Below are 21,586 nucleotides of genomic sequence, written 5' to 3' on the forward strand. Positions count from 1 at the left end.
CGAAGAGCCGACAGGAGATCTGAGAACTGATGTCGAACTTCCCCTGGCTCACCGCGCTGGTGGTGCTGCCGCTGCTCGGCGCCGCGGCCCTGTGGCTGCTGCCCGCCGGCGCCCGTGCGCGTGCACGGACGGTCGCGCTCGGGTTCGCGCTCGCCGAGGTCCTGCTCGCGGTCGCGGCCTTCGCGGCCTTCGACACGGCCGAGGCGGCGACGCACCAGCTCGTCGAGACGGCGCCCTGGATCCCGGCGCTCGGGGTCTCGTGGGCGCTCGGCGTCGACGGCGTCGGGCTCGCGCTGATCGGAATGTCGGTGGTCCTGGTGCCGCTGGTCGTGCTGGCGGCGTGGCGCGAGCAGGGCTCCACGGACGGCCCCACCGACCGCCTGCGGCACTACCTGGCGCTCGTCCTGCTGCTCGAGGCGTTCATCGTCCTGGTGTTCGCGGCGCGTGACGTCTTCCTGTTCTACGTCGTCTTCGAGGCGATGCTCATCCCCGTCTACTTCATGATCGGCGCGTTCGGCGGCGCCCAGCGGCGCTACGCCGCCGTGAAGTTCCTGCTGTACTCGCTGGCCGGCGGGCTCGTCATGCTCGTGGGCGTCATCGCGCTGTACCTGCAGGGCCCGGGCGGCCCCGAGGGCTTCCTCGTGGAGAACCTCGTCGGCCTCGACCTCGACCCGACGGTCGAGAAGTGGCTGTTCCTGTCGTTCTTCCTGGCCTTCGCCATCAAGGCGCCGATGTTCCCCGTGCACACCTGGCTGCCCGATGCGGCGCAGCAGGCACCCGCCGGGACGTCGACGCTGCTGGTCGGCGTCCTCGACAAGGTCGGCACGTTCGGGATGCTCACGCTGTGCCTGCCGCTGTTCCCCGCGGCGTCCCGCTGGGCCGCTCCCGTGGTCATCGTGCTCGCGGTCGTGTCGATCCTGTACGGGGCGCTGCTGGCCATCGGCCAGAAGGACATGATGCGGCTGGTCGCGTACACGTCCGTGTCGCACTTCGGGTTCATCGTGCTGGGCATCTTCGCCTTCACGTCGACCTCGATCGCCGGCTCGTCGTTCTACATGGTCAACCACGGGCTCTCGACGGGTGCGCTGTTCCTGCTCGTCGGGTTCCTCGCCGCGCGGCGCGGCTCGCAGCAGATCGTCGACTTCGGCGGCCTGCAGAAGGTCGTGCCGGTGCTCGCGGGCCTGTTCCTCGTCGTCGGACTGTCGGCCCTGTCCCTGCCGGGGCTCTCGACGTTCGTCAGCGAGTTCCTCGTCATCGTCGGCACCTTCGCGCGCCACCCGGCGGCGGCGGTCGTCGCGACGCTCGGCGTCGTGCTCGCCGCGATCTACGTCCTGTGGCTCTACCAGCGCGTGTTCACCGGGCCCGTCCGGCCCGAGCTCGCGACCATGACCGACGCCGGCGCGCGCGAGCGCTGGGTCGTCGGTCCGCTCATCGCGCTCATGCTGGTCCTCGGGTTCGTGCCCGGGCCGGCGCTCGACCTGGTCCGGCCGCCTGCGCAGGAGAGCATCGCGCAGCTCGGTGTCGACGACGTCGAGCCCACGGCGGCGCCGTGGGTCGCCATCCCCGCCGGTACCGAAGGGAGTGACCAGTGAGCGGCTTCACCGCCCCCGAGATCGCGTGGGGGCCGATGGTCCCCGTGCTGGTCGTGCTGCTGGCGGCCGTCGTCGGCGTGCTGGTCGAGGCGTTCGTGCCCGCCGCGCGTCGCCGCACCGTGCAGCTCGTCCTGACCCTCGCGTCGCTCGCCGGCGCGCTGCTGGCGGTCGCCGCGCTGTGGTCGGGCGTCGAGCGGACGGGCGGCACCGACGTGCTGGGCGGCTCGCTCGTCGTCGACGGCCCGACGCTCGTGCTGCAGGCCACGATCGCGCTGCTCGCGCTGCTGTCGACGCTGATCTTCGCCGACCGTGTCGCCGGCGGGGAGGACGCGTTCGCGCCGTCCGCCGCCGCGGTGCCGGGCTCGGACTACGAGGAGCTCGCGCGGAGCAAGGGCCTGCGGCAGACCGAGGTCTTCCCGCTCCTGCTGTTCGCCACCGGCGGCATGATGATCTTCCCCGCGACGACCGACCTGCTGACGCTCTTCGTCGCGCTCGAGGTGCTCTCGCTCCCGCTGTACCTGCTGTCCGGCATGGGCCGGCGCCGGCGCCTGCTCTCGCAGGAGGCGTCGATGAAGTACTTCCTGCTGGGCGCGTTCATCTCGGCGGTCATGCTGTTCGGCATCGGCCTGCTCTACGGGTACGCCGGCTCGCTGCGGTACGCCGACATCGCGGCGGCCACCGCGACGCCGAACGGGCTCGAGGGCCTGCTCGTCGTCGGTGCGCTGCTGCTGCTCGCGGGCCTGTTCTTCAAGGTCGGCGCGGTGCCGTTCCACATGTGGACGCCCGACGTCTACCAGGGTGCCCCGACGCCCGTGACGGCCTTCATGGCCGCCTGCACCAAGGTCGCGGCCTTCGGCGCCCTGCTGCGCGTCGTCTACGGCATGCTGCCGGGGATGGCCTGGGACCTCGAGGTCGTCCTGTGGGTCGTGGCGATCCTCACGATGGTGGTCGGGACGGTCGCGGCCCTCGTGCAGACCGACGTCAAGCGCCTGCTCGCGTACTCGTCGATCGCGCACGCCGGGTTCGTCCTGACGGGCGTCGTCGCGCTGGACGACTCCGGCATCACGGCGGTGCTGTTCTACCTGCTCGCCTACGGCGCGGCCACGGTGGGTGCCTTCGGGCTCGTGTCGCTGGTCCGCGAGCAGGGCACGGGCGGTGACGAGGCTCCCGCGGTGCTCGGCGAGGCCACGCGCCTGCCGCAGTGGGCCGGGCTCGGCCGCTCGCACCCGGTGGTGGCGGTCACCTTCACGCTCTTCCTGCTGTCCTTCGCCGGCATCCCGCTCACGGCGGGCTTCGTCGGCAAGTTCGCGGTGTTCTCCGCGGCGGTGGAGGGCGGGGCGTGGCAGCTCGCGCTGGTCGGTGTGCTCGCCTCGGCCGCGGCGGCGTTCTTCTACGTCCGCATCATCGTGCTGATGTTCTTCACGGAGAGCCACGACGCGACCGACGCGGGCCACGCCGAGGTCTCCTCGCTCGCCTCCGGCACCACGGCGGGAGCGGCCGACGGCGCCGACCCGGTCCGCGTCCCGGTGGCGGTCGCGACGGCCGAGGCCGAGCGGACCACGCGCACGGTCGTCGTGGGCGGCGAGGGCCTGACGGTGGTCGCCGTCGCCGTGTGCGCCGCGATCACGGTCGTGCTGGGCGTCGCGCCGTCGCCCGTGCTCGACGCCATCGCGTCGGTGGGGGTCCTGCTGCCGTGAGCCGACGGGGACGGCGCCGAAGGGGCGGACCGGGAGCGACCGGACATCACGCCCGCTCGGTTCCTTCCCGCGGCCGTCGTGCGGATAGGTTCGTGCTGTGACGACCGCCCTCGCCCTTCCCCTGCACGACGCCGCGCTCGCCGAGCGCCTCACGGGGCGCCTCCGGCTCGTCGAGGAGCTGCTGCGTGACGCGGTCTCGTACGCCGACCCGATCGCGCACGACGCGTCCCGGCACCTCGTCGACGCCGGCGGCAAGCGGCTGCGCCCGCTGCTGACGCTCCTGACGGCGGAGCTCGGTGACGGCAACCGGCGCGAGGTCGTCGACGCCGCCGCGGTCGTCGAGCTCACGCACCTCGCGACGCTCTACCACGACGACGTCATGGACTCCGCACCGCTGCGCCGCGGGGCGCCGTCCGCGCACGAGGTGTGGGGCAACTCGGTGGCCATCCTCACCGGTGACCTGCTGTTCGCCCGCGCGTCGTCCATCGTCTCGGGGCTCGGCCCGGAGGCCGTGCGCATCCAGGCGCAGACGTTCGAGCGGCTCTGCCTCGGGCAGCTCCACGAGACCGTCGGGCCGCGCCCCGACGAGGACCCCGTCGAGCACTACCTGCAGGTGCTCGCGGACAAGACCGCGTCGCTCATCGCGACCTCCGCGCGGTTCGGCGCGATGTTCGCGGGCTGCCGCCCGGACGAGGTGCGCACGGTCACGCAGTTCGGCGAGACCATCGGCGTGGCGTTCCAGCTCGCGGACGACGTCATCGACCTCACCTCCGACGGCACCGTCACCGGCAAGACACCGGGCACCGACCTGCGCGAGGGCGTGCCGACGATGCCGGCGCTCCTGCTGCGCTCGCGCGCCGCGGCGGCGCCCGACGGCGCGGCCGACCGGGACGTCGTCGCGCTGCTCGACTCCGACCTGAGCGACGACGCCGACCTGGCGGTCGCCGTCGCGGCGCTGCGCGAGCACGAGGTCGTCGCGGTCACCCGCCACCGTGCCGTCGAGCTGGCGCGCCAGGCCGTCACGGAGCTGGCGCCCCTGCCGTCCGGGGCCGTGAAGGACGCCCTGGTCGCGTTCGCCGACGCCCTCGTCGACCGCGCGTCGTGACGCGGTAGCGGCGATGGTTGCGGGGGTCCGGCTGCGGTCCGGCGTCGCCACCGACCAGGCGGCGCGCGAGACCAACGAGGACACGGCGCTGGCGTCGGACGGGTTGTTCCTCGTCGCCGACGGCATGGGCGGGCACGAGGCCGGCGAGGTCGCCTCACGCGTCGCCGTGGACGTCGTGGCCGAGCTCGCCGGGACCACCCCGACCATGGACGACGTCACGCGCGTCGTCCGCGACGCCCACCGTGCCGTGCGGGCGCTGCCCGTCGAGGGCGAGCGGCGCCCCGGGACGACGCTCACGGGCGTCGTCGTCACCGAGCACGCGGGCGTGCCGTGCTGGCTGGTCCTCAACGTGGGCGACTCGCGCACCTACCGCATGGCGGGCGGCATGCTCGAGCAGCTCACGCGGGACCACTCCGAGGTGGCCGAGCTCGTCGAGCAGGGCCTCGTCGCGGTCGAGGACGCCGCACGCCACCCGCGGCGGCACGTCGTGACGCGCGTGCTGGGCGGTGCCGCGTCCCGCGTGGACCCCGACCTGCGGATGTTCCCCGTCAGCCCCGGCGACCGGATGGTGGTGTGCTCCGACGGGCTGACCGAGGCGCTGTCCGACGCCCGCGTGCAGGCGGTGCTGCGCACCGAGGCCCACCCGCGTGCGGCCGCCGACCGCCTCGTGCGCGAGGCCCTCGCGGCCGGTGCGCAGGACAACGTCACCGTCGTGGTGGTGGACGCGCTCACCGTCACCCGGGAGTCGGGCGCGGCCACGGGCGCCGACGTGGCACGATGACCGCGCACCCGACCCCGGAGGACCGCCCGTGAGCACCCGTGCCTCGGCCCCGCGCTGCGCATCGTGCGGCATGCCGCTCGCACCCGACGCCGAGTCCTGCGCCGTCTGCGGGGCCAGGGTCCCGCTGATCGCGCGCCCCGCGACGGAGGACGACGACGCGCCCGGCGACGACGACGCCCCCCGAGCGGGCGGTCTCAGCGCGCGCCGGGCCGCCGCAGCCTCGCGCGAGGGCACCGCACCCGCCGCCGCACCGCTCGCCGGGGACGCCGCGAGCGGTCTGCGCCCACCCGCGTCGCACCGCGCGGCCGCACCCCTGACCGGCTCGACACCGCTGACCGGCTCCGCACCTCTGACCGGCTCCGCAACGCTCACCGGCTCCGCCGCGCCCACGGCCGCGACCCCGAGCCCGGCACCGCCGCCTGCGCACGCCCCGAGCGCGGCCTTCGACGCGGCCGCGGCCGCGCGCGACGTGCGGGCCTCGGCCCGGCCGACGCGTCCGGCACCGTCGCGGGCGAACGACGTCCCGCCGCCCGTCGGCACGCGCGTCCTGGCCTACGCGATCGACGTCGTCGCCGCGGCGGCCGCGGCCGGCGTGGGTCTGCTCGTCGTCCGCGTCACCGACGGCGGGATGGCGCTGCTGCCGGCGCTGCTGGGCCTGCTGGTGGCCGTCGCCCAGGTGCTCGCGGAGGGCCTCGGCGGTGCCACGCTCGGGGCGCGCCTGCTGGGTCTGCGGACGGTCGACGAGCGCACGGGCGGCGTTCCCGGCGTGTGGCGCGCGCTGCTCCGGCAGCTCGTGGTCGGCCTGGGGACGCTGGTGTGCCTCGTCGGCAACTGGGTCGTCGCCGCGTCGGCCGCGTGGGACTCCGGTCCGCGCCGTCGCGGGTGGCACGACAAGGCCTCGGGCACCACCGTGGTGCACGCCTCCGCGTCGTCGGCGCGTCCGGCACGCGCGGCCGCGGCCGGCGGCGGGCAGGACGCCACGCGGCCGTGGACGCCGTCGCCGCCCCCGGGTCCCGCCGCCCCCGCGGCGCCCGCCACCGGGCGCGACGCCTCCGTGGACGACTTCCTCTTCGCGCCCGCGCCACCGGCGTCCCCCGTGCTGCCGCAGCCGTCGGCGACGACCGCGACGCCACCGCTGCCCGACCTCGTCCCCGCGGCACCCGTCGGCGCCGCCGGCCGGCCCGCTGCCGAGCGGCCCGCGGCCGACCTGCTGCCCCCGCCGCCCGCCGCGGTCCTGCGGGAGCGCGGGGAGCGTCCGGAGCCCGAGCAGCCCACGGTGCACGCCCTGGACGAGGACCTCGCGGAGCTCGAGCACACGCGCGTGCGGGACCCGGAGTCGCTGCGTCGCCGCACGGGCACCCTGGCGCTCCACTTCGACACCGGTGAGCGTGTGCGGGTCGTCGGGCGCGGTCTCGTGGGCCGCGGACCACGGGCGGAGGACGGCCAGGACATCCTCCACGTGGTCGTGCTGAGCGACGCGGCGCGGTCCCTGTCGCGCGTGCACGCCGAGTTCGGCCCCGAGGCGGCCACGGCCGACGAGGACTCCGCCATCTGGGTGTCGGACCGCGGCTCCACCAACGGCACCGTCGTCATCGACCCCGCGGGTACCGCCCGCGTGCTCCCGGCCAACACCCGTGCCCTGGTCGGCGCCGGCTGGACCGTGCGCCTGGGTGACCGTGAGGCGCGCGTCGAGGCCGACTGACGGCCGCGCGCGACGTCGTCAGGCGACCGTCGCGCCGCGGGGCGTGGGACGCCGCGAGTGCCGCAGCCCGTCCACCGTCAGGACGACGAGCGCGAGCCACACCAGCCCGAACCCCCACCACCGGGCCGGGGGCATCTGCTCGCCCGCGACGAGCACGCCGATGGCGAGCTGCAGGACCGGCGCCAGGTACTGCAGGAGGCCCACGGTCGTCAGCGGCAGGCGTCGCGCGGCCGAGTTGAACAGCAGCAGGGGGACCGCGGTGAGGACCCCGGTCCCCACGAGCGCCAGGCCGTGCAGGTCGAGCGCGAACGTGCCGGCCCCCGTCGCGTGCAGCCACACGAGGTAGAGCACGGCGACGGGCGCCAGGACGGTGGTCTCGGCGGCCAGCCCCGGCAGCGCGGTGACGCGCGGCCCGACGCGGCTCTTGATGAGCCCGTACGTGCCGAAGCTGCCCGCCAGCACCAGGGCGATCCACGGCAGGCGCCCGTAGCCGACCGACAGCACGACGACCGCGGCGGCGCCGCAGCCGACCGCGATCCACTGGACCGTGCGCAGCCGCTCCTTGAGCACGACCACGGCGAGCGCGATCGTGACGAGCGGGTTGATGAAGTACCCCAGCGCCGCGTCGACCACGTGGCCGGTGGTCACGCCGTGCACGAAGACGAGCCAGTTGACCGCGAGGAGCACGGCCGCGAGCGTGAGCCGCCAGAGCAGCGCGCGGTCCCGCATGATCGTGACGAAGGGGCGCCAGGTGCCCGTGACCTGCAGCAGGACCAGGCAGAACAGGAGCGACCACACGACGCGGTGGGCGATGATCTCGACCGGGTCGGAGGGGGTCAGCAGCGGGAAGTACAGGGGCAGGGCGCCCCACAGCGCGTAGGCGGCGACACCGGCCGCGAGGCCGCCACGGCGGGCGGGGGCGGGTGCGTCCACCCGCCGACTCTAGGCGCGTCCCGCCGGGTGTCCACATCGTGGGCTGTCCGTATCGTGGAGTGGACGTCGAGCAGGTGCGCGCCCGCGTCCTAGACTTGGCAGGCACTGCTCTCGCACCGACGGCAGGGGCGCGGCCGCCAGGCGCGACGTCACCTCCGTCCGGACGCCCCGTCGTGCGAGGGCTCCCCACAGCGGAAGGCAAACAGGTCCCGTGAGCACCCCGACCCTGCGCGTCGCGATCGTCGGCGCCGGTCCGGCCGGCATCTACGCGGCCGACATCCTGTCGAAGACCGACCTCGACGTCAGCATCGACCTGTTCGAGCGGCTCCCGGCGCCGTTCGGCCTCGTGCGCTACGGCGTGGCCCCCGACCACCCGCGGATCAAGCAGATCATCGTCGCGCTGCACAAGGTGCTCGAGCGCGGCGACATCCGCCTGCTCGCGAACGTCGACTACGGGACCGACCTCAAGCTCGACGACCTGCGCACGTTCTACGACGCGGTCATCTTCTCGACGGGCTCGATCCGCGACGCCGACCTGCCGATCCCGGGCATCGATCTCGAGGGCTCCTACGGCGCCGCCGACTTCGTCTCCTGGTACGACGGGCACCCGGACGTGCCGCGCACGTGGCCCCTGGAGGCCCAGCAGGTGGCGGTGCTCGGCGCGGGCAACGTCGCGCTGGACGTGGCCCGCATCCTGGCCAAGCACGCGGACGACCTGCTGCCGACCGAGGTCCCGCAGAACGTCTACGACATCCTCAAGGCCAGCCCGGTCACCGACGTGCACGTCTTCGCGCGCCGCGGTCCCGCCCAGGCCAAGTTCTCGCCGCTCGAGCTGCGCGAGCTCGGTCACGTGCCGGACGTCGACACGATCGTCTACCCCGAGGACTTCGAGTTCGACGAGGGCTCGATGTCCGCGATCCACTCGAGCAACCAGACCAAGCAGGTCGTCAAGACGCTGACGGACTGGACGCTCAAGGAGCCCGAGGACCTCACCGCATCGCGCCGCATCCACCTGCACTTCCTGCACAAGCCGGTCGAGGTGCTCGGTGAGGACGGCCGCGTCGTCGGCCTGCGCACCGAGCGCACCGCGCTCAACGGCGACGGCAACGTCACCGGCACCGGCCAGTTCCACGACTGGCCCGTCCAGGCCGTCTACCGCGCGGTGGGGTACTTCGGCTCGCCGCTCGTCGACATCCCGTTCGACGACGTCGCGGGTGTCATCCCCAACCGCGAGGGCCGCGTCCTCGACGTGGACGGCGACCACCTGCCGGGCGTGTACGCGACCGGGTGGATCAAGCGTGGCCCCGTCGGGCTCATCGGCCACACCAAGTCGGACGCGTCCGAGACGATCCGTCATCTCGGCGAGGACGTCGCCGCCGCGGGGGAGGCCTTCTACACGGCGACCGAGCGCGAGCCGCAGGCCGTGCTCGACTTCCTCGCGCAGCGGGGCGCCGACACCATCGAGTGGTCCGGCTGGGAGCTGCTCGACGCGTACGAGCGGTCCCTGGGCGAGCCCCAGGGCCGCGAGCGCGTCAAGGTCGTCCCGCGCGAGCACATGGTCGCGGTCGCGCTGGGGCGCGAGGTCCCGCAGGGCTGAGCTCGTCGCACGCAGGCCCCCGGACGGTGACCCCGTCCGGGGGCCTGCGTGCTGTGCCCGCGGCCGGCGCGCACGGGAACGTCCGCGGTGCACCGGGCGTTCTGCCGGTAGGCATGTCACGCTCGACGTGGGACGCGGGGGAGGACGAGGACGCACATGGGGCACCGGCACTACAACGGCCTGAAGACGGCGGCGCTGTTCGGCGCCCTGTGGGTGGTGCTGCTCGGGATCGGGTGGCTCGTCGGGGGCGCGCGCTACCTGTGGCTCTTCGCCCTGCTGGGCGTCGTGATGACGGCGTACAGCTACTGGAACTCCGACAAGATCGCGATCCGCGCGATGCGCGCGCGTCCCGTCAGCGAGCTCGAGCAGCCGGCGATGTACCGGATCGTGCGCGAGCTCTCGACGGCGGCCCGCCAGCCCATGCCGCGGCTGTACGTGTCGCCGACGATGGCGCCGAACGCGTTCGCCACGGGCCGCAACCCGCAGCACGCCGCGGTCTGCTGCACCGAGGGCATCCTGGCGATCCTCGACGAGCGCGAGCTGCGCGGCGTCCTGGGTCACGAGCTCATGCACGTCTACAACCGGGACATCCTCACGTCGTCGGTCGCCGCCGCGGTCGCCGGCATCATCACCTCGCTCGCGCACCTGGCGCTGTACCTCGGCGGCGGGGACCGCCGCGACGGCGGCAACCCGCTCGCGGCGCTGCTGATGGTCTTCCTGGCGCCCCTCGCGGCCACGACGGTCCAGCTGGCGATCTCGCGCACGCGGGAGTTCGACGCGGACGAGGACGGCGCGCGGCTCACCGGGGACCCGCTCGCGCTCGCGTCGGCGCTGCGCAAGCTCGAGGCGGGCACGAACGCGCGCCCCCTGCCGCAGGACCGTGAGCTCGTCGACGTGTCGCACCTCATGATCGCCAACCCGTTCCGCGGCGCCGGGCTGGCGCGGATCTTCGCGACCCACCCGCCGATGCCCGAGCGCATCGCGCGGCTCGAGGCGATGGCGGGCGGCGGCATCACGCGGTACTGAGCCGCGCCCTCACGCGGCGGCCGGCGCCCACCGGAACGCCACGCGCACCAGGCCGTGGTCGCCGGAGCCGTCCGCGCGGTGGTCGGGCGCGCTCAGGTGGTCGTTGACGATCGTGAGGCCGTCGAACAGCCACACCCGGCGCCGGCTGTTGTCGTAGAGCTGCTCGCTGACCAGGACGTGGTCGAGCGACTCGCGCAGGTCCTCGTGCACGTGGGTGTAGTACACGTCGCGGGTGTCGCGGTACTCCTGGAGCGTCTGGGCGGTGTAGAGCCCCGCGTCGGTGCCGCCGCGGGCGTCCCCGACGAGGTAGCGCGGCTGGCCCGTGAGGATGTTGACCGTGTTGCTGTGCTGGCCGTCGTTGACGTCGCCGAGGACGACCACGGGCGTGTCGGTGCCCTTCATGACGCCGGTGAGGATCACCCGCAGCGCCGCCGCCTCCGCGGTCCGGCGGATCGTCGAGATCGCGGCGCCGAGCGCCTCGACGTGCGGGCGGAACGTGTCCGGGTCCTCGCGGTACCAGGCCTCGCGGTCGACGCGCGTCGGGACCTTGGACTTGAGGTGCACGACCGCGACCTCCACGGGCGGACGGTCCGCGCGCGGGGCCACCGCGAACCGCAGCACGGGGCGTGAGAACCGCCGGACGCGTACGTCGATCTCGGGTGCCTGCGGGTCGTGGGTGTCCGAGGCGTGCAGCCGGACGGCGGACGGGAAGTCCGCGACCCACTGCGGTGTGCCGTGCAGCAGCCCGCGCCGCACGAGCGCGGCGCACGTGATGCGTCCGCCCGTGGCCGTGTCCGCGACGACGTCGTAGTCGTCGTCGAGGTCGGCGCGCTCCAGGGCCGCGACGAGCGCGTCGCGGTGCCACAGCTCCTGCAGGCCGACCACGTCGGCCCGCAGGTCGCGCAGCCGGTCGGCGAGCCACGCGGTCTTGCGGGCGTACTCGCGCTCGGTCCACGGCGCCTGGCCGGGGTTCATGGGCCGGCCCGGCAGCTGCAGGTTGAACAGGTTGACGGTGGCGACGGTGAAGCGGTCCAGCGGCATGACGCCCTCCCCGGGTGCCGGCCCGCGGCGGTCGGGGCCGGCACCATCGAGGAGCGCGAGGGCGTCCTCGCGGATACGTCTACCGGTAGTTGACGAACTGCAGGGCGGCGTCGACGTCCGCGCCCTTGAGCAGCGCGATGACCGTCTGCAGGTCGTCCCGGCTCTTCGCGGTCACCCGCAGCTCGTCGCCCTGGATCTGCGTCTTGACGCCCTTGGGGCCCTCGTCGCGGACGATCTTCGCGAGCTTCTTGGCGATCTCGCTGCTCAGGCCCTCCTTGATGGCCCCGGAGAGCCGGTACTCCTTGCCCGAGGGCTGCGGCTCGTTCTCGCCGGTGTCGAGCGCCTTGAGTGAGATGCCGCGCTTGATGAGCTTGGTCTGGAAGACGTCGAGCACCGCGAGCACCCGCTCGGGGGAGTTCGCGACCATCAGGACGCTGTCGCCGCTCCACGAGATGGACGCGCCGACCCCCTTGAAGTCGTAGCGCTGCGTGATCTCCTTCGCGGCCTGGTTCAGCGCATTGTCGACCTCCTGGCGGTCGACCTTGCTGACGACGTCGAACGACGACTCGCTCGCCATGCTGCTCCCTCCCTGCACCCGTGCGGGTGCGTCTGCGGTCCGGCGGAGGGGGTCGTGCGGGACGCGTGACGCGCGTGGCGCGGGCCGTGGTCCACGGGCCGCGACGTGGCGATGTGCACGAGCCCCCTCTCGGAGTTGCTATCCTTCCATCCGCACGCCGTTCGCGCGGACGCGCCGGCCCCGTCGTACGAGCTCTCGTACGCAGGGGACGACGCCGACGACGCGGCCGCGCGCCCCTTGGCGGGTTACCCGAGTGGCCAAAGGGGGCTGACTGTAAATCAGCTGGCAACGCCTACGGGGGTTCGAATCCCTCACCCGCCACGCACCGAAGGGGACGTCCGCGAGGACGTCCCCTTCGTCGTCCCCGGGCGCGGGGTCGCGGTGCTCGTGCGTCAGCAGGTCCAGGTGCCCTGGGTGAGCGACACCGTGGTGCCCTCGTCGCGCGTGTCGAAGATCCCGGCGTCCTCCTCGGACGCGAAGGACACGCCGACGCCGACCGGCTCCGTGAAGCCCGTGAGGGTCGAGAGCTTGTCCTGGGCGCCGGACTGGCAGCCGGGCGACCACGGCTCGACCTCGTAGCCCTCCTCGGCGAGGCGGTCGACCTCGGTGGCGAGCGCGGGGTCGTCGCCGTTCTCCGCGATGGCGGTCCACACGACGAAGAACTCGCCCTCGGCGTCCGCGGGCGCGATGGCCTCGGGCCAGTCGGCGGTGGAGGGGTCGACGCCGTCGTCGCCGCTGCAGGCGGCGACGGTGAGCAGGGCGGCGACGGACAGGACGGTGGCGGCCGCGCGGACGCGACGGTGACGGGGGGTGCGCATGCGCCGGATCGTGGCACGGGGGAGGACGGCCCGCGACGAACTGAAACGCTTCGGTGGGGTGCTGCCGGAGCCGTCGCGGCAGGCCGTGGGGCGGTCGTGGGAGGGCTCCGGGGAGACGATTTCACGGGCACCCCGCTGCGCGTGTACTCTGGTCCGCGCTGCCCCGATAGCTCAGTCGGCAGAGCGTCTCCATGGTAAGGAGAAGGTCAAGGGTTCGATTCCCTTTCGGGGCTCTGTGGTGTGTCACGGGCCGTTCGTCCTCGGACGGTCGGCCCGTGACATGACCGCTGTGGCGGGATAGCTCAGGTGGTTAGAGCACACGGCTCATAATCGTGGTGTCGCGGGTTCGAATCCCGCTCCCGCTACCACGTCCGGCGAACATCCGTCGCAGCAGCGCGCGTCGGCCGGCGCGCGCCAGGAGAAGAAACGCAGCCCCCGCGGGGCGCGAGAGGTGACACGAACATGGCCAGCAAGAGCGCGGACGTCCGCCCCAAGATCACTCTCGCCTGCACGGAGTGCAAGGAGCGGAACTACATCACCAAGAAGAACCGTCGGAACAACCCCGACCGGCTCGAGATGAAGAAGTACTGCCCGCGGGACAACAAGCACACGGTGCACCGCGAGACCCGCTGACGCGGTCGCGCAGCCGACCGATCAGCCGAGATGCCGGTCGACACCACGTTCGCCGGGCGGGTCTACCCGCCCGGCGACACGTATGTGGTCTCCCGTGAGAAGCTCCGCGAGTTCGCCGAGGCGACGGGTGCCACGCACCCCGCCCACACGGACGTGGACGCGGCCCGTGCCCTCGGGTACCCCGACGTCGTCGCGCCGCCCACGTTCGCCGTGGTGGTCGCGCAGCGCGCCGAGGCGCAGTACGTCGACGACCCCGCCGCGGGCATCGACTTCAGCCGCGTCGTGCACGCCGACGAGCGGTTCACGCACCACCGGCCCATCCGCGCCGGGGACCACCTGCGGACCACGCTGCACGTCGACGCCGTCACGCAGCGCGCGGGGCTGTCGATGATCACCACACGGTGCGAGATCGCCGACGCGGCCGGCGAGCCCGTCGCGACCGTCGTCTCGACCCTCGCCGTGCGACCCGAGGACGACGCATGACCGCCGGCACCCGACCCGCGTCCGCCGACCTCGCGGTCGGCCAGGAGGTCGCCCGGCGCACGGTCACCGTCGACCGCGCGCGCCTCGTGCGCTACGCGGGCGCCTCGGGGGACTTCAACCCCATCCACTGGAACGAGCGCGTGGCCACGTCCGTCGGCCTGCCCGGCGTGATCGCGCACGGCATGTGGACCATGGGCGCAGCCGCCGCCGTGGTCGAGGACTGGGCGGGGGACCCCGGTGCCGTCGTCGACTACCGGACGCGCTTCACGCGGCCCGTGCCCGTCCCGGACCCCGGTGAGGCGGCCGTCGAGGTCGTCGCCACGGTCGGGGCGCTGGACGTCGAGGCGGGCACGGTGCGGATCGACCTCACGGTGAGCGTCGAGGGCGTGCGCGTCCTCGGCAAGGCCCAGGCGGTCGTCCGGCTCGTCTGAGCGCGGCCGCGCGGGCTCGGCGTCACGAGCCGGGCGGCACCGGTCCCGTCGTCGTCCCGACGCGCAGCTGCACCGGCAGCACGCGGGGCTCGGGCGTGCGGCCCGCGAGCAGCTCCGCGACGGTCTCGCCGATGGCCACGCCCTTCTCGGCGAGCGGCTGGGCGACGCTCGTCAGCACGTCGGGCGCGAGCCAGGGCAGGTCGAGGCCGTCGAACCCGGCGACGGACACGTCCTGGGGCACCCGCAGCCCGAGCTCGCGCGCCGCCAGGACGACGCCCGACGCGAGCAGGTCGGACTGGCACACGATCGCGGTGGGGCGGTCGGGCTGCGAGAGCAGCGCCCGCCCGGCGGTCGCACCGTGCTCGACGAGCGACGCGGGCGTCTCCCAGACGACCGTCGGCGTCACGCCCGCGTCGGTGACGCCCGCGAGCCGGCGCCGCGTGATCTCCCAGGAGATCGCGGCGAGGCGCACGGGGTCGGCGGCGCCCTCCGAGCGGTCGCGGTCGAACGGCATGGTCACGGTGGCGATGCGGGTGTGGCCGAGGGCGAGGACGTGGCGCGTGAGCTCGATCATCCCGCCGTGGTCGTCGATGCCCACGGCTGCGACGTCGGGCTGCGGCGTGCCCTCGACCAGGACGGTCGGCGTGCCGCGGCGGCGGAGCATCTCCAGGACGGGGTCGTCGGTCGTGCCGCCCCACATCTGCACGGCGACGTCCATGGCCGCGGACTCCAGCAGCGGGTCGACCGCCGGCTGCGACGGGTCCTGCGGTCCGGGGATCAGCAGCACGCCGAGGCCGAGCGGTCCCAGCGTGCCGGTCAGGCCGTCGAGGACCTGCACGGCGACGGGGTCGCGGAACGCGCGCCGCAGCACGTCACCCATGATCACGCCGACGATCCCCGAGCGTCCGCGACGCAGCTGACGGCCGAGGGGGTTGGGGCCCGCGTACCCGAGCGAGCGGGCGGCCGCCAGGACGCGTGAGCGCGTGGCGTCCGCGATGGGTCCCGAGCCGGAGAACGCGAGCGAGGCGGTCGAGACCGACACCCCTGCGCTCGCGGCGACGTCGGCCAGGGTGGTGCGCTGCGCGGACAGGGCGGACCTCCGGGGCCGGCGAGGCAGTCAGGGGACGTTTGACGTCGCGGTCAGCGTACCCGCACTATGGAGGGGAACCCTCGAATCGATTCGAGGGTGAGGTGCGCCGCCACGACGCGCCCCCGGACCCCGCGTCCGCACCCCGGCCCCCGCCCTCCCGGAGCCCCTCTGTGTCCCCGCATGCCCCGTCCGTCGTCTCCCGCGCGCGCTTCCTGCTCGTCGGCCTCTTCGCCCTCGCCGGTCTCGCGTTCGCGAGCTGGCTCGCCCGCATCCCCACCGTCCGTGACCTGCTGGACCTCAGCACGGCCGACCTCGGGCTGCTGCTGCTCGTCGGGTCGATCGGGTCCCTGCTGACGGTCACCACCGCGGGCGTCCTGGTGCAGCGCCTGGGCAGCCGCCGCGTGCTGCTCGTCTCGACCCTCGTGCTGGCCTCCGCGCTCGTGCTGCTCGGCGTCGGCCCGACCCTCGGGTCCCGCTCGCTGCTCGCCACGGGCATCTTCCTCAACGGTGTCGCCGTCGCGCTCGGCAACGTCGCGATCAACGTCGAGTCGGCCCGCATCGAGCGCGCCCTGGGCCGGACCGTCATCCCGCAGTTCCACGCCGCCTTCTCGATCGGCGCGGTCGTCGGCTCCGGCGCGGGCGCCCTCGCGTCGGCGGCGGGTGTGCCCGTGGGCGTGCAGCTCCCGCTGACCGCGGTCGTGGTCGTCGTGTGGCGTCTGGCGTCGCTGCGGGGCGTGGTGCTGCCGGCGCCCGTCGTGGCCGCGGCCGCGCGGACGGCGGCCCCGCCGACCGCCACGCCCACCGGCTCGCGCGCGCGGCAGGGCGCACGACGTCTCGCGACGGCGCTCGACGCGTGGCGCGAGCCGCGCACGCTGCTCGTCGGTGTCGTCGTGCTGTCCGCCGCGTTCTCCGAGGGCGCCGCCAACAACTGGCTGTCGCTCGCGGTCGTCGACGGCTTCGCGCGCTCGGAGTCGGTGGGCGGCGCGGTGCTCGGCCTGTTCGTCGCCTCGATGACCGTCGTGCGCCTGATGGGGACCCGGCTCATCGACCGGTACGGACGGGTGGCCGTGCTGCGCGCGTCGGGTGGTGCGTCGGTCGTCGGCCTGCTGCTCTTCGGGTTCGCACCGAGCCTCGCGCTCGCGTGCGCGGGTGTGGTCCTGTGGGGCGCCGGTGCCGCCCTCGCGGTGCCCGTGGGCATCGCCGCCGCGTCCGACGACCCCGTGCGGGCCGCGGGCCGTGTCGCGGTGGTCTCGGCGTTCGCGTCGGTCGCGTCGCTCGTCGCGCCGCCCGTGCTGGGCATCGCCGCGCAGTCAGTCGGCGCGCGCCACGCGCTCGTGCTCATCGTCGCCGCCATGGTCGCGAGCGTCGTGGTGGCCCCGGCCGTCGCCCCCGAGCGGTTCGAGGTCCCCGCGCCCGCGGGCGCGGCCCCCGCGACGTCCGCCGGCGGAACGCCCGCCCTCGGCACGGCCACGGCCGCGTCCACCGACCTCGACCGCCTCGTCCGGGCCCGCCGCCACCTCCCGTCCGTCCGCGCGGTACGGCCGCGCCGGCGGCCCCGGGCCGGTCGACCCGGCGCACGCGGAGGTGCACGATGAGCGGCGTGGCCGACGTCCGACCCGCAACCGCGCCCCGCGAGGTCCGGCTCGCGTCGGCCGCGGTGTTCGCCGTCTTCCTGCTCTCGGGCGTGAACTTCGCCTCCTGGGCCGCCCGGCTCCCGGCCGTGCGCGACGCGCTGAGCCTGACGCCCGAGAGGATGGGCGTCCTGCTGCTCATCGGCGCCGCCGGCTCGCTCGTCTCGCTGCCCCTGTCCGGACTCGTGGTCGAGCGCTGGGGTGCGCGTCGCACCGTGCTCGGGTTCGCGCTCGTCAACGCGTCGGGGTTCGCGCTGGCGGCCCTCGGCGTCACGACGGGCCAGGTCGTCCTCGTGGGCGTCGGGCTCGTGCTGGCGGGGACCGGTGCCGGCGTCTGGGACGCGGCGATGAACATCGAGGGCGCGCTCGTCGAGCAGCGCCTGGGCCGGACCGTCATGCCCCGCTACCACGCGGGCTTCTCGCTCGGCACGATGGGCGCCGCCGCCCTCGCCGCGGGCGCGGCGGCGCTGCACGTGCCCGTGCAGGTGCACCTGCCCGTCGTCCTCGTGCTGTCGACGACCGCCGTCGCGGTGGCCGTGCGCGCGTTCCTCGCCGGGCCGACACCGCGCGACACCGGTGCGGACGGGGACGTTCCGGGCGGGACGCGCGCCGCCGGCGGGGCGCGCGGCGCGCTCGGTGCGTGGCTCGAGCCGCGGACCCTGCTCATCGGTCTCGTGGTCCTGGCCGCCGCGCTCACCGAGGGCGCCGCGAACGACTGGGTGAGCCTCGCGGTCGTCGACGGCTTCGGCACCGCGCACGCGACCGGGGCCGTGGCCTTCGGGCTGTTCGTCACGGCGATGACGGCGATGCGGATGTTCGGCACCGTGCTGCTCGACCGCTACGGCCGTGTCGCGGTGCTGCGGCTGTGCGTCGGCCTGGCCGGTGCCGGGCTGCTGGTCTTCGGGCTCGCGGACCAGCTCTGGCTCGCGCTCGTCGGCGTCGCCGCGTGGGGCGCGGGCGCCGCGCTCGGCTTCCCCGTGGGCATGAGCGCGGCCGCCGACGACCCGCAGCGCGCCGCGCCGCGCGTCGCGGTCGTCTCGACCGTCGGCTACGCGGCGTTCCTGGCAGGCCCCCCGCTGCTCGGCCTGCTCGCGGAGCACGTCGGCTACCGGCACGCGCTGCTCGCCATCCTCGCGCCCGTGGTGCTCGGCCTGCTGGTGACCGGTGCGGCCCGGCCGGCCGCGGGCGCCGCGGTGGCGACGGCCCCCGCGGACCGTGTCGCGCGGCCCGCGGTCTAGCCTGGAGGCGTGGAGCCCGACACCTGCGCCCTGCCCGGCCCGGCCCCCGCGTCGGCGCACCCGACCGTCCCGACCTACCCCGGCACGCCCGCGCTCGCGGACCTGACGACGCTCCGCGTCGGCGGCCCCGTCGGGCGCTACGTCGAGACGACGTCCGAGGCGGAGCTCGTCGCGACCGTGCGTGCCGCGGACGAGGCCGGCGAGCCGCTGCTCGTGCTCGGCGGTGGCTCGAACGTCCTGGTCGCCGACGCCGGCTTCCCGGGGGTCGTCGTGCGCGACGTGCGGGGCGGCGTCGAGGTGCCCGACGCGTCCGCGTGCGGCGGGATCACGCTCACGGTGCCCGCGGGCACCGTGTGGGACGACGTGGTGGCCTACGCCGTGGCGCACGAGCTCGTCGGCGTCGAGGCGCTGTCCGGCATCCCCGGCTCGACCGGCGCGACGCCCGTGCAGAACGTCGGGGCGTACGGCCAGGAGGTCGCGCAGACGGTCGCGCAGGTGCGCGTGTGGGACCGCGGCCGCGCACGGGTGCGCACGCTGCCGTTCGTGTCCCTCGGCTTCGGCTACCGCACGTCCGTGCTCAAGCGCTCGATGCGTCCCGACCCCGCCGACCCCGCCGCGCCCTGGGGCCCGACGCCCCGGTACGTCGTCCTGGACGTGACGTTCCAGGTCAGGGAGGGCTCGCTGTCGGCGCCCGTCGCGTACCCGGAGCTCGCGCGGGCGCTCGACGTCGCCGTGGGGGAGCGCGCACCGCTCGCCGACGTGCGTGCGGCGGTGCTCGCGCTGCGGGCGCGCAAGGGCATGGTGCTCGACCCCGCGGACCACGACACGTGGAGCGCCGGGTCGTTCTTCACCAACCCCGTCGTCGCGGCCGCGGACGCGGGCGCGCTGCCCGCCGACGCACCCCGCTGGCCCCTGCCCGACGGCTCGGTCAAGACGAGCGCGGCGTGGCTCATCGACCACGCGGGCTTCGGCCGCGGGTTCGGCGCTCCCGGCCCGGCGACGCTCTCGACGAAGCACACGCTCGCGGTGACGAACCGCGGCGACGCACGCGCCGACGACCTCCTCGCGCTGGCCCGCGAGGTCCGCGACGGCGTCCGGGAGCGGTTCGGCGTGGTCCTGGAGCCGGAGCCCGTGCTGGTCGGCGTCACGCTCTGAGGCGAGGGCGCGCGAGGCCGGCGGGTCGCGCGCGCGGAACCTAGACGGTCCACCCGGACCGGGACAACCCCCGCAGGTCGGGCACCGGTGTCCGTCCTGCGGCCGACGTCCTGGGCCCGCGCGACCGCCAGGGTGGACGTGCGCCGACGGCCGGGTCGCAGGGGCACCGGCGGGCGCGATCCAGGGGGATCACCATGACGAAAGCACAGTTCCGCCGTGCCCTCGCCGTGACGACCGTCGCGGCCTGTCTGGCCACGACCGTCACGGCGTTCACGGCGACGGGCGCGACCGCCCACGGCAGGCCGGGCGCCGGCCACGACCGCACGAGCCGCGCGGAGGCCGCCCGCGTCGACCGGGTGCCGACGCCCGACCCGGGCTGGTACGACTGCTCGTCCATCTTCATGCCGGGCAGCGAGTGCGGCACCGTCGAGCTCCCGCTCGACTACGACCAGCCGCGCAAGGGCACCACCGAGGTGGCACTGCTGCGGGTGAAGGCCACCGACCCCGCCCAGCGGATCGGGTCGCTGTTCGTCAACCCCGGCGGGCCGGGAGGCTCGGGCGTGGACATGGCGGCCTTCGCGCCGTACTTCCTGTCACCCGACGTGCTGGCGAAGTTCGACGTCGTCGGCCTCGACCCGCGCGGCACCAACTACTCCTCGAACGTGCGGTGCTTCCGCAACGCCGGCGAGCAGGACGCCGCGCTGTCCGGCATGTACGTGCCGTTCCCGGAGGGGCAGGAGCAGACCGCGGCGTTCGTCGACTCGGCCTGGAAGCTCGGCAAGGCCTGCTCGACGACGGGTGCCCCGCTGAGCGCGTCCATGTCGACCGCCGAGGTCGCGCGTGACATGGACGTCGTGCGGCGGGCCGTCGGCGACGAGAAGCTGACGTTCCTGGGCTTCTCGTACGGCAGCTACCTGGGCCAGGTGTACGCCAACATGTTCCCCGACCGCGTGCGGGCGATCACGATCGACGGCGTCCTCGACCCGCTCGCGTGGGCCGGTACCCGCGCGACCGCGCACATCCCGGTGACCGAGCGCCTCGGGTCCGGGACCGCCGCGTGGCGCGCGGCGCAGGAGATCCTCGACCGTTGCGGCGAGGCCGGGCCCGACCTGTGCCGCACCGCGGGGATCGGCGAGCCGCGTGCCGTGTGGGACGGGGTGGCCGCAGGTCTGCGCGCCACGCCGGTCGAGCTGCGCGACCCGGAGACCGACGAGCTGATCGTCACCGTCGACTGGCCGACGTTCGTCGGCGCCGTGCTCGGCTCGCTGTACGCGCCCGACGCGGGCGCCGGCCTCGACATGCTCACGTGGGCGATCCACTGGCTGCTCCAGCCCGAGACGCCCGAGAACGCCGAGATCCGTGCCGAGGCGCTGTCGTCCCTGCTCGGCTACGAGCGCGCGCAGCAGCAGGTCGCCGCGGAGCACGCCGGCGCCCGTACCGAGCGGGCGTCCGCGCTCGGGTTCGCGTTCCCGTACTACAACGGCACCGAGGCGTTCTCGGCGGTGCTGTGCACGGACTCCGTGAACCCGCGGCGGCCGGAGGACTGGATCGCGGCCTCCGCCCGGCAGGACGCGATCGCGCCGGGCTTCGGGCCGTCGTGGACGTGGGGGTCGGCGCAGTGCGCGAGCAAGGCGTGGACCGCGCGCGACGAGGACGCGTGGACGGGACGTTTCGACGCCCGCACGTCGTCGCCCGTGCTCGTCGTCGGCAACCTGTGGGACCCGGCGACCGCCTACGAGGGTGCCGTCGCGGCCGCGAAGGTGCTCCCGAACAGCCGCCTGCTGTCGTCGGACAACTGGGGGCACACGGCGTACGGCACGTCCGCGTGCGCCACCGACGCCATCGACCGCTACCTCATCGGCGTCGAGCTGCCGGCCGAGGGCACGCAGTGCACGGGCGACGTGCAGCCGTTCGTCGACCAGCCGATGTCGCGCGGTGCCCAGCCGCGTGCCCTGCCGCCGGTGGTGCCGCCGGTGCCGGGTGCGGAGCCGCGCACGTCGTGACGCCGTGAGCGACGCATGAGGGCGGGGGCCCGGCCACGACGGCCGGGTCCCCG

Annotated in this window: 19 protein-coding genes and 3 tRNA genes; 17 read left to right on the forward strand and 5 right to left on the reverse strand. The window is 74.7% G+C overall.

Annotated elements, in window-relative coordinates; all coding sequences use genetic code 11:
- Positions 1–29: 29 nt before the first annotated feature.
- The 5 genes from H9657_RS08190 to H9657_RS08210 all read left to right on the forward strand — a co-directional run bounded on the left by H9657_RS08190 (position 30) and on the right by H9657_RS08210 (position 6,877).
- The gene (locus H9657_RS08190) at positions 30–1,592 is read left to right on the forward strand and encodes an NADH-quinone oxidoreductase subunit M (RefSeq protein ID WP_191782242.1); all 1,563 of its coding nucleotides are present in this window, start codon (positions 30–32) and stop codon (positions 1,590–1,592) included.
- Complete coding sequence (nuoN, locus tag H9657_RS08195; RefSeq protein ID WP_191782245.1) at positions 1,589–3,289, forward strand: NADH-quinone oxidoreductase subunit NuoN; 1,701 nt, start codon at positions 1,589–1,591, stop codon at positions 3,287–3,289. Before H9657_RS08190 ends, nuoN begins: the two co-directional genes overlap by 4 nt.
- A 97-nt stretch (positions 3,290–3,386) precedes the next feature.
- Positions 3,387–4,394 carry a polyprenyl synthetase family protein gene (locus H9657_RS08200; RefSeq protein WP_191782247.1) on the forward strand — a complete coding sequence of 336 codons (1,008 nt, stop codon included), beginning with the start codon at positions 3,387–3,389 and terminating at the stop codon, positions 4,392–4,394.
- A gap of 13 nt (positions 4,395–4,407) precedes the next feature.
- A complete protein-coding gene (locus H9657_RS08205) occupies positions 4,408–5,175 on the forward strand; it encodes a PP2C family protein-serine/threonine phosphatase (RefSeq protein WP_191782250.1) in 768 nt (255 codons plus the stop codon).
- Between the two features lie 70 nt (positions 5,176–5,245).
- Positions 5,246–6,877: an RDD family protein gene (locus H9657_RS08210; RefSeq protein ID WP_191782252.1), complete on the forward strand. Its 1,632-nt coding sequence runs from the start codon at positions 5,246–5,248 to the stop codon at positions 6,875–6,877.
- Between the two features lie 18 nt (positions 6,878–6,895).
- Here H9657_RS08210 and rarD read toward each other — a convergent pair whose 3' ends face one another.
- Entirely contained in the window at positions 6,896–7,810 is a 915-nt protein-coding gene (gene rarD / locus H9657_RS08215; protein ID WP_191782254.1) for an EamA family transporter RarD, read from the reverse strand.
- Positions 7,811–8,021: 211 nt separating this feature from the next.
- Between rarD and H9657_RS08220 the strand changes: the two genes are divergently transcribed.
- Positions 8,022–9,407: an FAD-dependent oxidoreductase gene (locus H9657_RS08220; RefSeq protein WP_191782256.1), complete on the forward strand. Its 1,386-nt coding sequence runs from the start codon at positions 8,022–8,024 to the stop codon at positions 9,405–9,407.
- A gap of 156 nt (positions 9,408–9,563) precedes the next feature.
- Positions 9,564–10,433, forward strand: a complete 870-nt coding sequence (gene htpX / locus H9657_RS08225) for a zinc metalloprotease HtpX (RefSeq protein WP_191782259.1) — start codon at positions 9,564–9,566, stop codon at positions 10,431–10,433.
- A gap of 9 nt (positions 10,434–10,442) precedes the next feature.
- On the opposite strand, the gene H9657_RS08230 is transcribed toward htpX, so the two are convergent.
- Together H9657_RS08230 and H9657_RS08235 are read right to left on the reverse strand one after the other, a co-directional pair.
- Positions 10,443–11,474 carry an endonuclease/exonuclease/phosphatase family protein gene (locus tag H9657_RS08230; RefSeq protein WP_191782261.1) on the reverse strand — a complete coding sequence of 344 codons (1,032 nt, stop codon included), beginning with the start codon at positions 11,472–11,474 and terminating at the stop codon, positions 10,443–10,445.
- A gap of 79 nt (positions 11,475–11,553) precedes the next feature.
- The gene (locus H9657_RS08235) at positions 11,554–12,051 is read right to left on the reverse strand and encodes a YajQ family cyclic di-GMP-binding protein (protein ID WP_191782264.1); all 498 of its coding nucleotides are present in this window, start codon (positions 12,049–12,051) and stop codon (positions 11,554–11,556) included.
- 239 nt (positions 12,052–12,290) lie between these two features.
- Between H9657_RS08235 and H9657_RS08240 the strand changes: the two genes are divergently transcribed.
- Positions 12,291–12,372, forward strand: a tRNA-Tyr gene (locus H9657_RS08240).
- Positions 12,373–12,443: 71 nt separating this feature from the next.
- On the opposite strand, the gene H9657_RS08245 is transcribed toward H9657_RS08240, so the two are convergent.
- Complete coding sequence (locus tag H9657_RS08245; protein WP_191782266.1) at positions 12,444–12,869, reverse strand: hypothetical protein; 426 nt, start codon at positions 12,867–12,869, stop codon at positions 12,444–12,446.
- Between the two features lie 160 nt (positions 12,870–13,029).
- Here H9657_RS08245 and H9657_RS08250 point away from each other — a divergent pair.
- The 5 genes from H9657_RS08250 (at position 13,030) to H9657_RS08270 (ending at position 14,416) form a co-directional block, all read left to right on the forward strand.
- Positions 13,030–13,102, forward strand: a tRNA-Thr gene (locus tag H9657_RS08250).
- Positions 13,103–13,160: 58 nt separating this feature from the next.
- Positions 13,161–13,237: transfer RNA gene (locus H9657_RS08255), tRNA-Met, on the forward strand.
- Between the two features lie 94 nt (positions 13,238–13,331).
- Positions 13,332–13,502 (forward strand): 50S ribosomal protein L33, encoded by a 171-nt coding sequence (rpmG, locus tag H9657_RS08260; protein WP_191782268.1) that lies wholly within the window; start codon positions 13,332–13,334, stop codon positions 13,500–13,502.
- A gap of 30 nt (positions 13,503–13,532) precedes the next feature.
- Positions 13,533–13,985: a MaoC family dehydratase N-terminal domain-containing protein gene (locus H9657_RS08265; protein WP_191782270.1), complete on the forward strand. Its 453-nt coding sequence runs from the start codon at positions 13,533–13,535 to the stop codon at positions 13,983–13,985.
- Positions 13,982–14,416, forward strand: a complete 435-nt coding sequence (locus tag H9657_RS08270) for a MaoC family dehydratase (protein WP_191782272.1) — start codon at positions 13,982–13,984, stop codon at positions 14,414–14,416. Before H9657_RS08265 ends, H9657_RS08270 begins: the two co-directional genes overlap by 4 nt.
- A gap of 22 nt (positions 14,417–14,438) precedes the next feature.
- Here the strand turns inward: H9657_RS08270 and H9657_RS08275 are convergent, their stop codons facing one another.
- Entirely contained in the window at positions 14,439–15,506 is a 1,068-nt protein-coding gene (locus H9657_RS08275; protein WP_191782612.1) for a LacI family DNA-binding transcriptional regulator, read from the reverse strand.
- Positions 15,507–15,676: 170 nt separating this feature from the next.
- Here H9657_RS08275 and H9657_RS08280 point away from each other — a divergent pair, with 170 nt between their 5' ends.
- From H9657_RS08280 to H9657_RS08295, 4 genes are all read left to right on the forward strand, one after another.
- On the forward strand, positions 15,677–17,101 hold the full coding sequence (locus H9657_RS08280; RefSeq protein ID WP_191782275.1) for an MFS transporter: 1,425 nt from the start codon (positions 15,677–15,679) through the stop codon (positions 17,099–17,101).
- Entirely contained in the window at positions 17,098–18,375 is a 1,278-nt protein-coding gene (locus tag H9657_RS08285; protein ID WP_191782278.1) for an MFS transporter, read from the forward strand. The genes H9657_RS08280 and H9657_RS08285 overlap by 4 nt, the downstream gene beginning before the upstream one ends.
- 9 nt (positions 18,376–18,384) lie before the next feature.
- Positions 18,385–19,530: a UDP-N-acetylmuramate dehydrogenase gene (locus H9657_RS08290; protein ID WP_191782280.1), complete on the forward strand. Its 1,146-nt coding sequence runs from the start codon at positions 18,385–18,387 to the stop codon at positions 19,528–19,530.
- A 194-nt stretch (positions 19,531–19,724) separates the two neighbouring features.
- On the forward strand, positions 19,725–21,533 hold the full coding sequence (locus tag H9657_RS08295) for an alpha/beta hydrolase (RefSeq protein WP_191782282.1): 1,809 nt from the start codon (positions 19,725–19,727) through the stop codon (positions 21,531–21,533).
- Positions 21,534–21,586 lie beyond the last annotated feature (53 nt).

The sequence above is a fragment of the Cellulomonas avistercoris genome, from assembly GCF_014836445.1.
Classification (GTDB): domain Bacteria; phylum Actinomycetota; class Actinomycetes; order Actinomycetales; family Cellulomonadaceae; genus Cellulomonas; species Cellulomonas avistercoris.

Coding starts and splice junctions, on each gene's coding strand:
- H9657_RS08190 (WP_191782242.1), top strand. CDS start 30: ATGTCGAACTTCCCCTGGCTCACCGCGCTGGTGGTGCTGCCGCTGCTC.
- H9657_RS08230 (WP_191782261.1), bottom strand. CDS start 11,474: ATGCCGCTGGACCGCTTCACCGTCGCCACCGTCAACCTGTTCAACCTG.
- H9657_RS08270 (WP_191782272.1), top strand. CDS start 13,982: ATGACCGCCGGCACCCGACCCGCGTCCGCCGACCTCGCGGTCGGCCAG.
- H9657_RS08210 (WP_191782252.1), top strand. CDS start 5,246: ATGCCGCTCGCACCCGACGCCGAGTCCTGCGCCGTCTGCGGGGCCAGG.
- H9657_RS08285 (WP_191782278.1), top strand. CDS start 17,098: ATGAGCGGCGTGGCCGACGTCCGACCCGCAACCGCGCCCCGCGAGGTC.
- htpX (WP_191782259.1), top strand. CDS start 9,564: ATGGGGCACCGGCACTACAACGGCCTGAAGACGGCGGCGCTGTTCGGC.
- H9657_RS08295 (WP_191782282.1), top strand. CDS start 19,725: ATGACGAAAGCACAGTTCCGCCGTGCCCTCGCCGTGACGACCGTCGCG.
- H9657_RS08205 (WP_191782250.1), top strand. CDS start 4,408: ATGGTTGCGGGGGTCCGGCTGCGGTCCGGCGTCGCCACCGACCAGGCG.
- H9657_RS08245 (WP_191782266.1), bottom strand. CDS start 12,869: ATGCGCACCCCCCGTCACCGTCGCGTCCGCGCGGCCGCCACCGTCCTG.
- H9657_RS08265 (WP_191782270.1), top strand. CDS start 13,533: ATGCCGGTCGACACCACGTTCGCCGGGCGGGTCTACCCGCCCGGCGAC.
- rpmG (WP_191782268.1), top strand. CDS start 13,332: ATGGCCAGCAAGAGCGCGGACGTCCGCCCCAAGATCACTCTCGCCTGC.
- H9657_RS08235 (WP_191782264.1), bottom strand. CDS start 12,051: ATGGCGAGCGAGTCGTCGTTCGACGTCGTCAGCAAGGTCGACCGCCAG.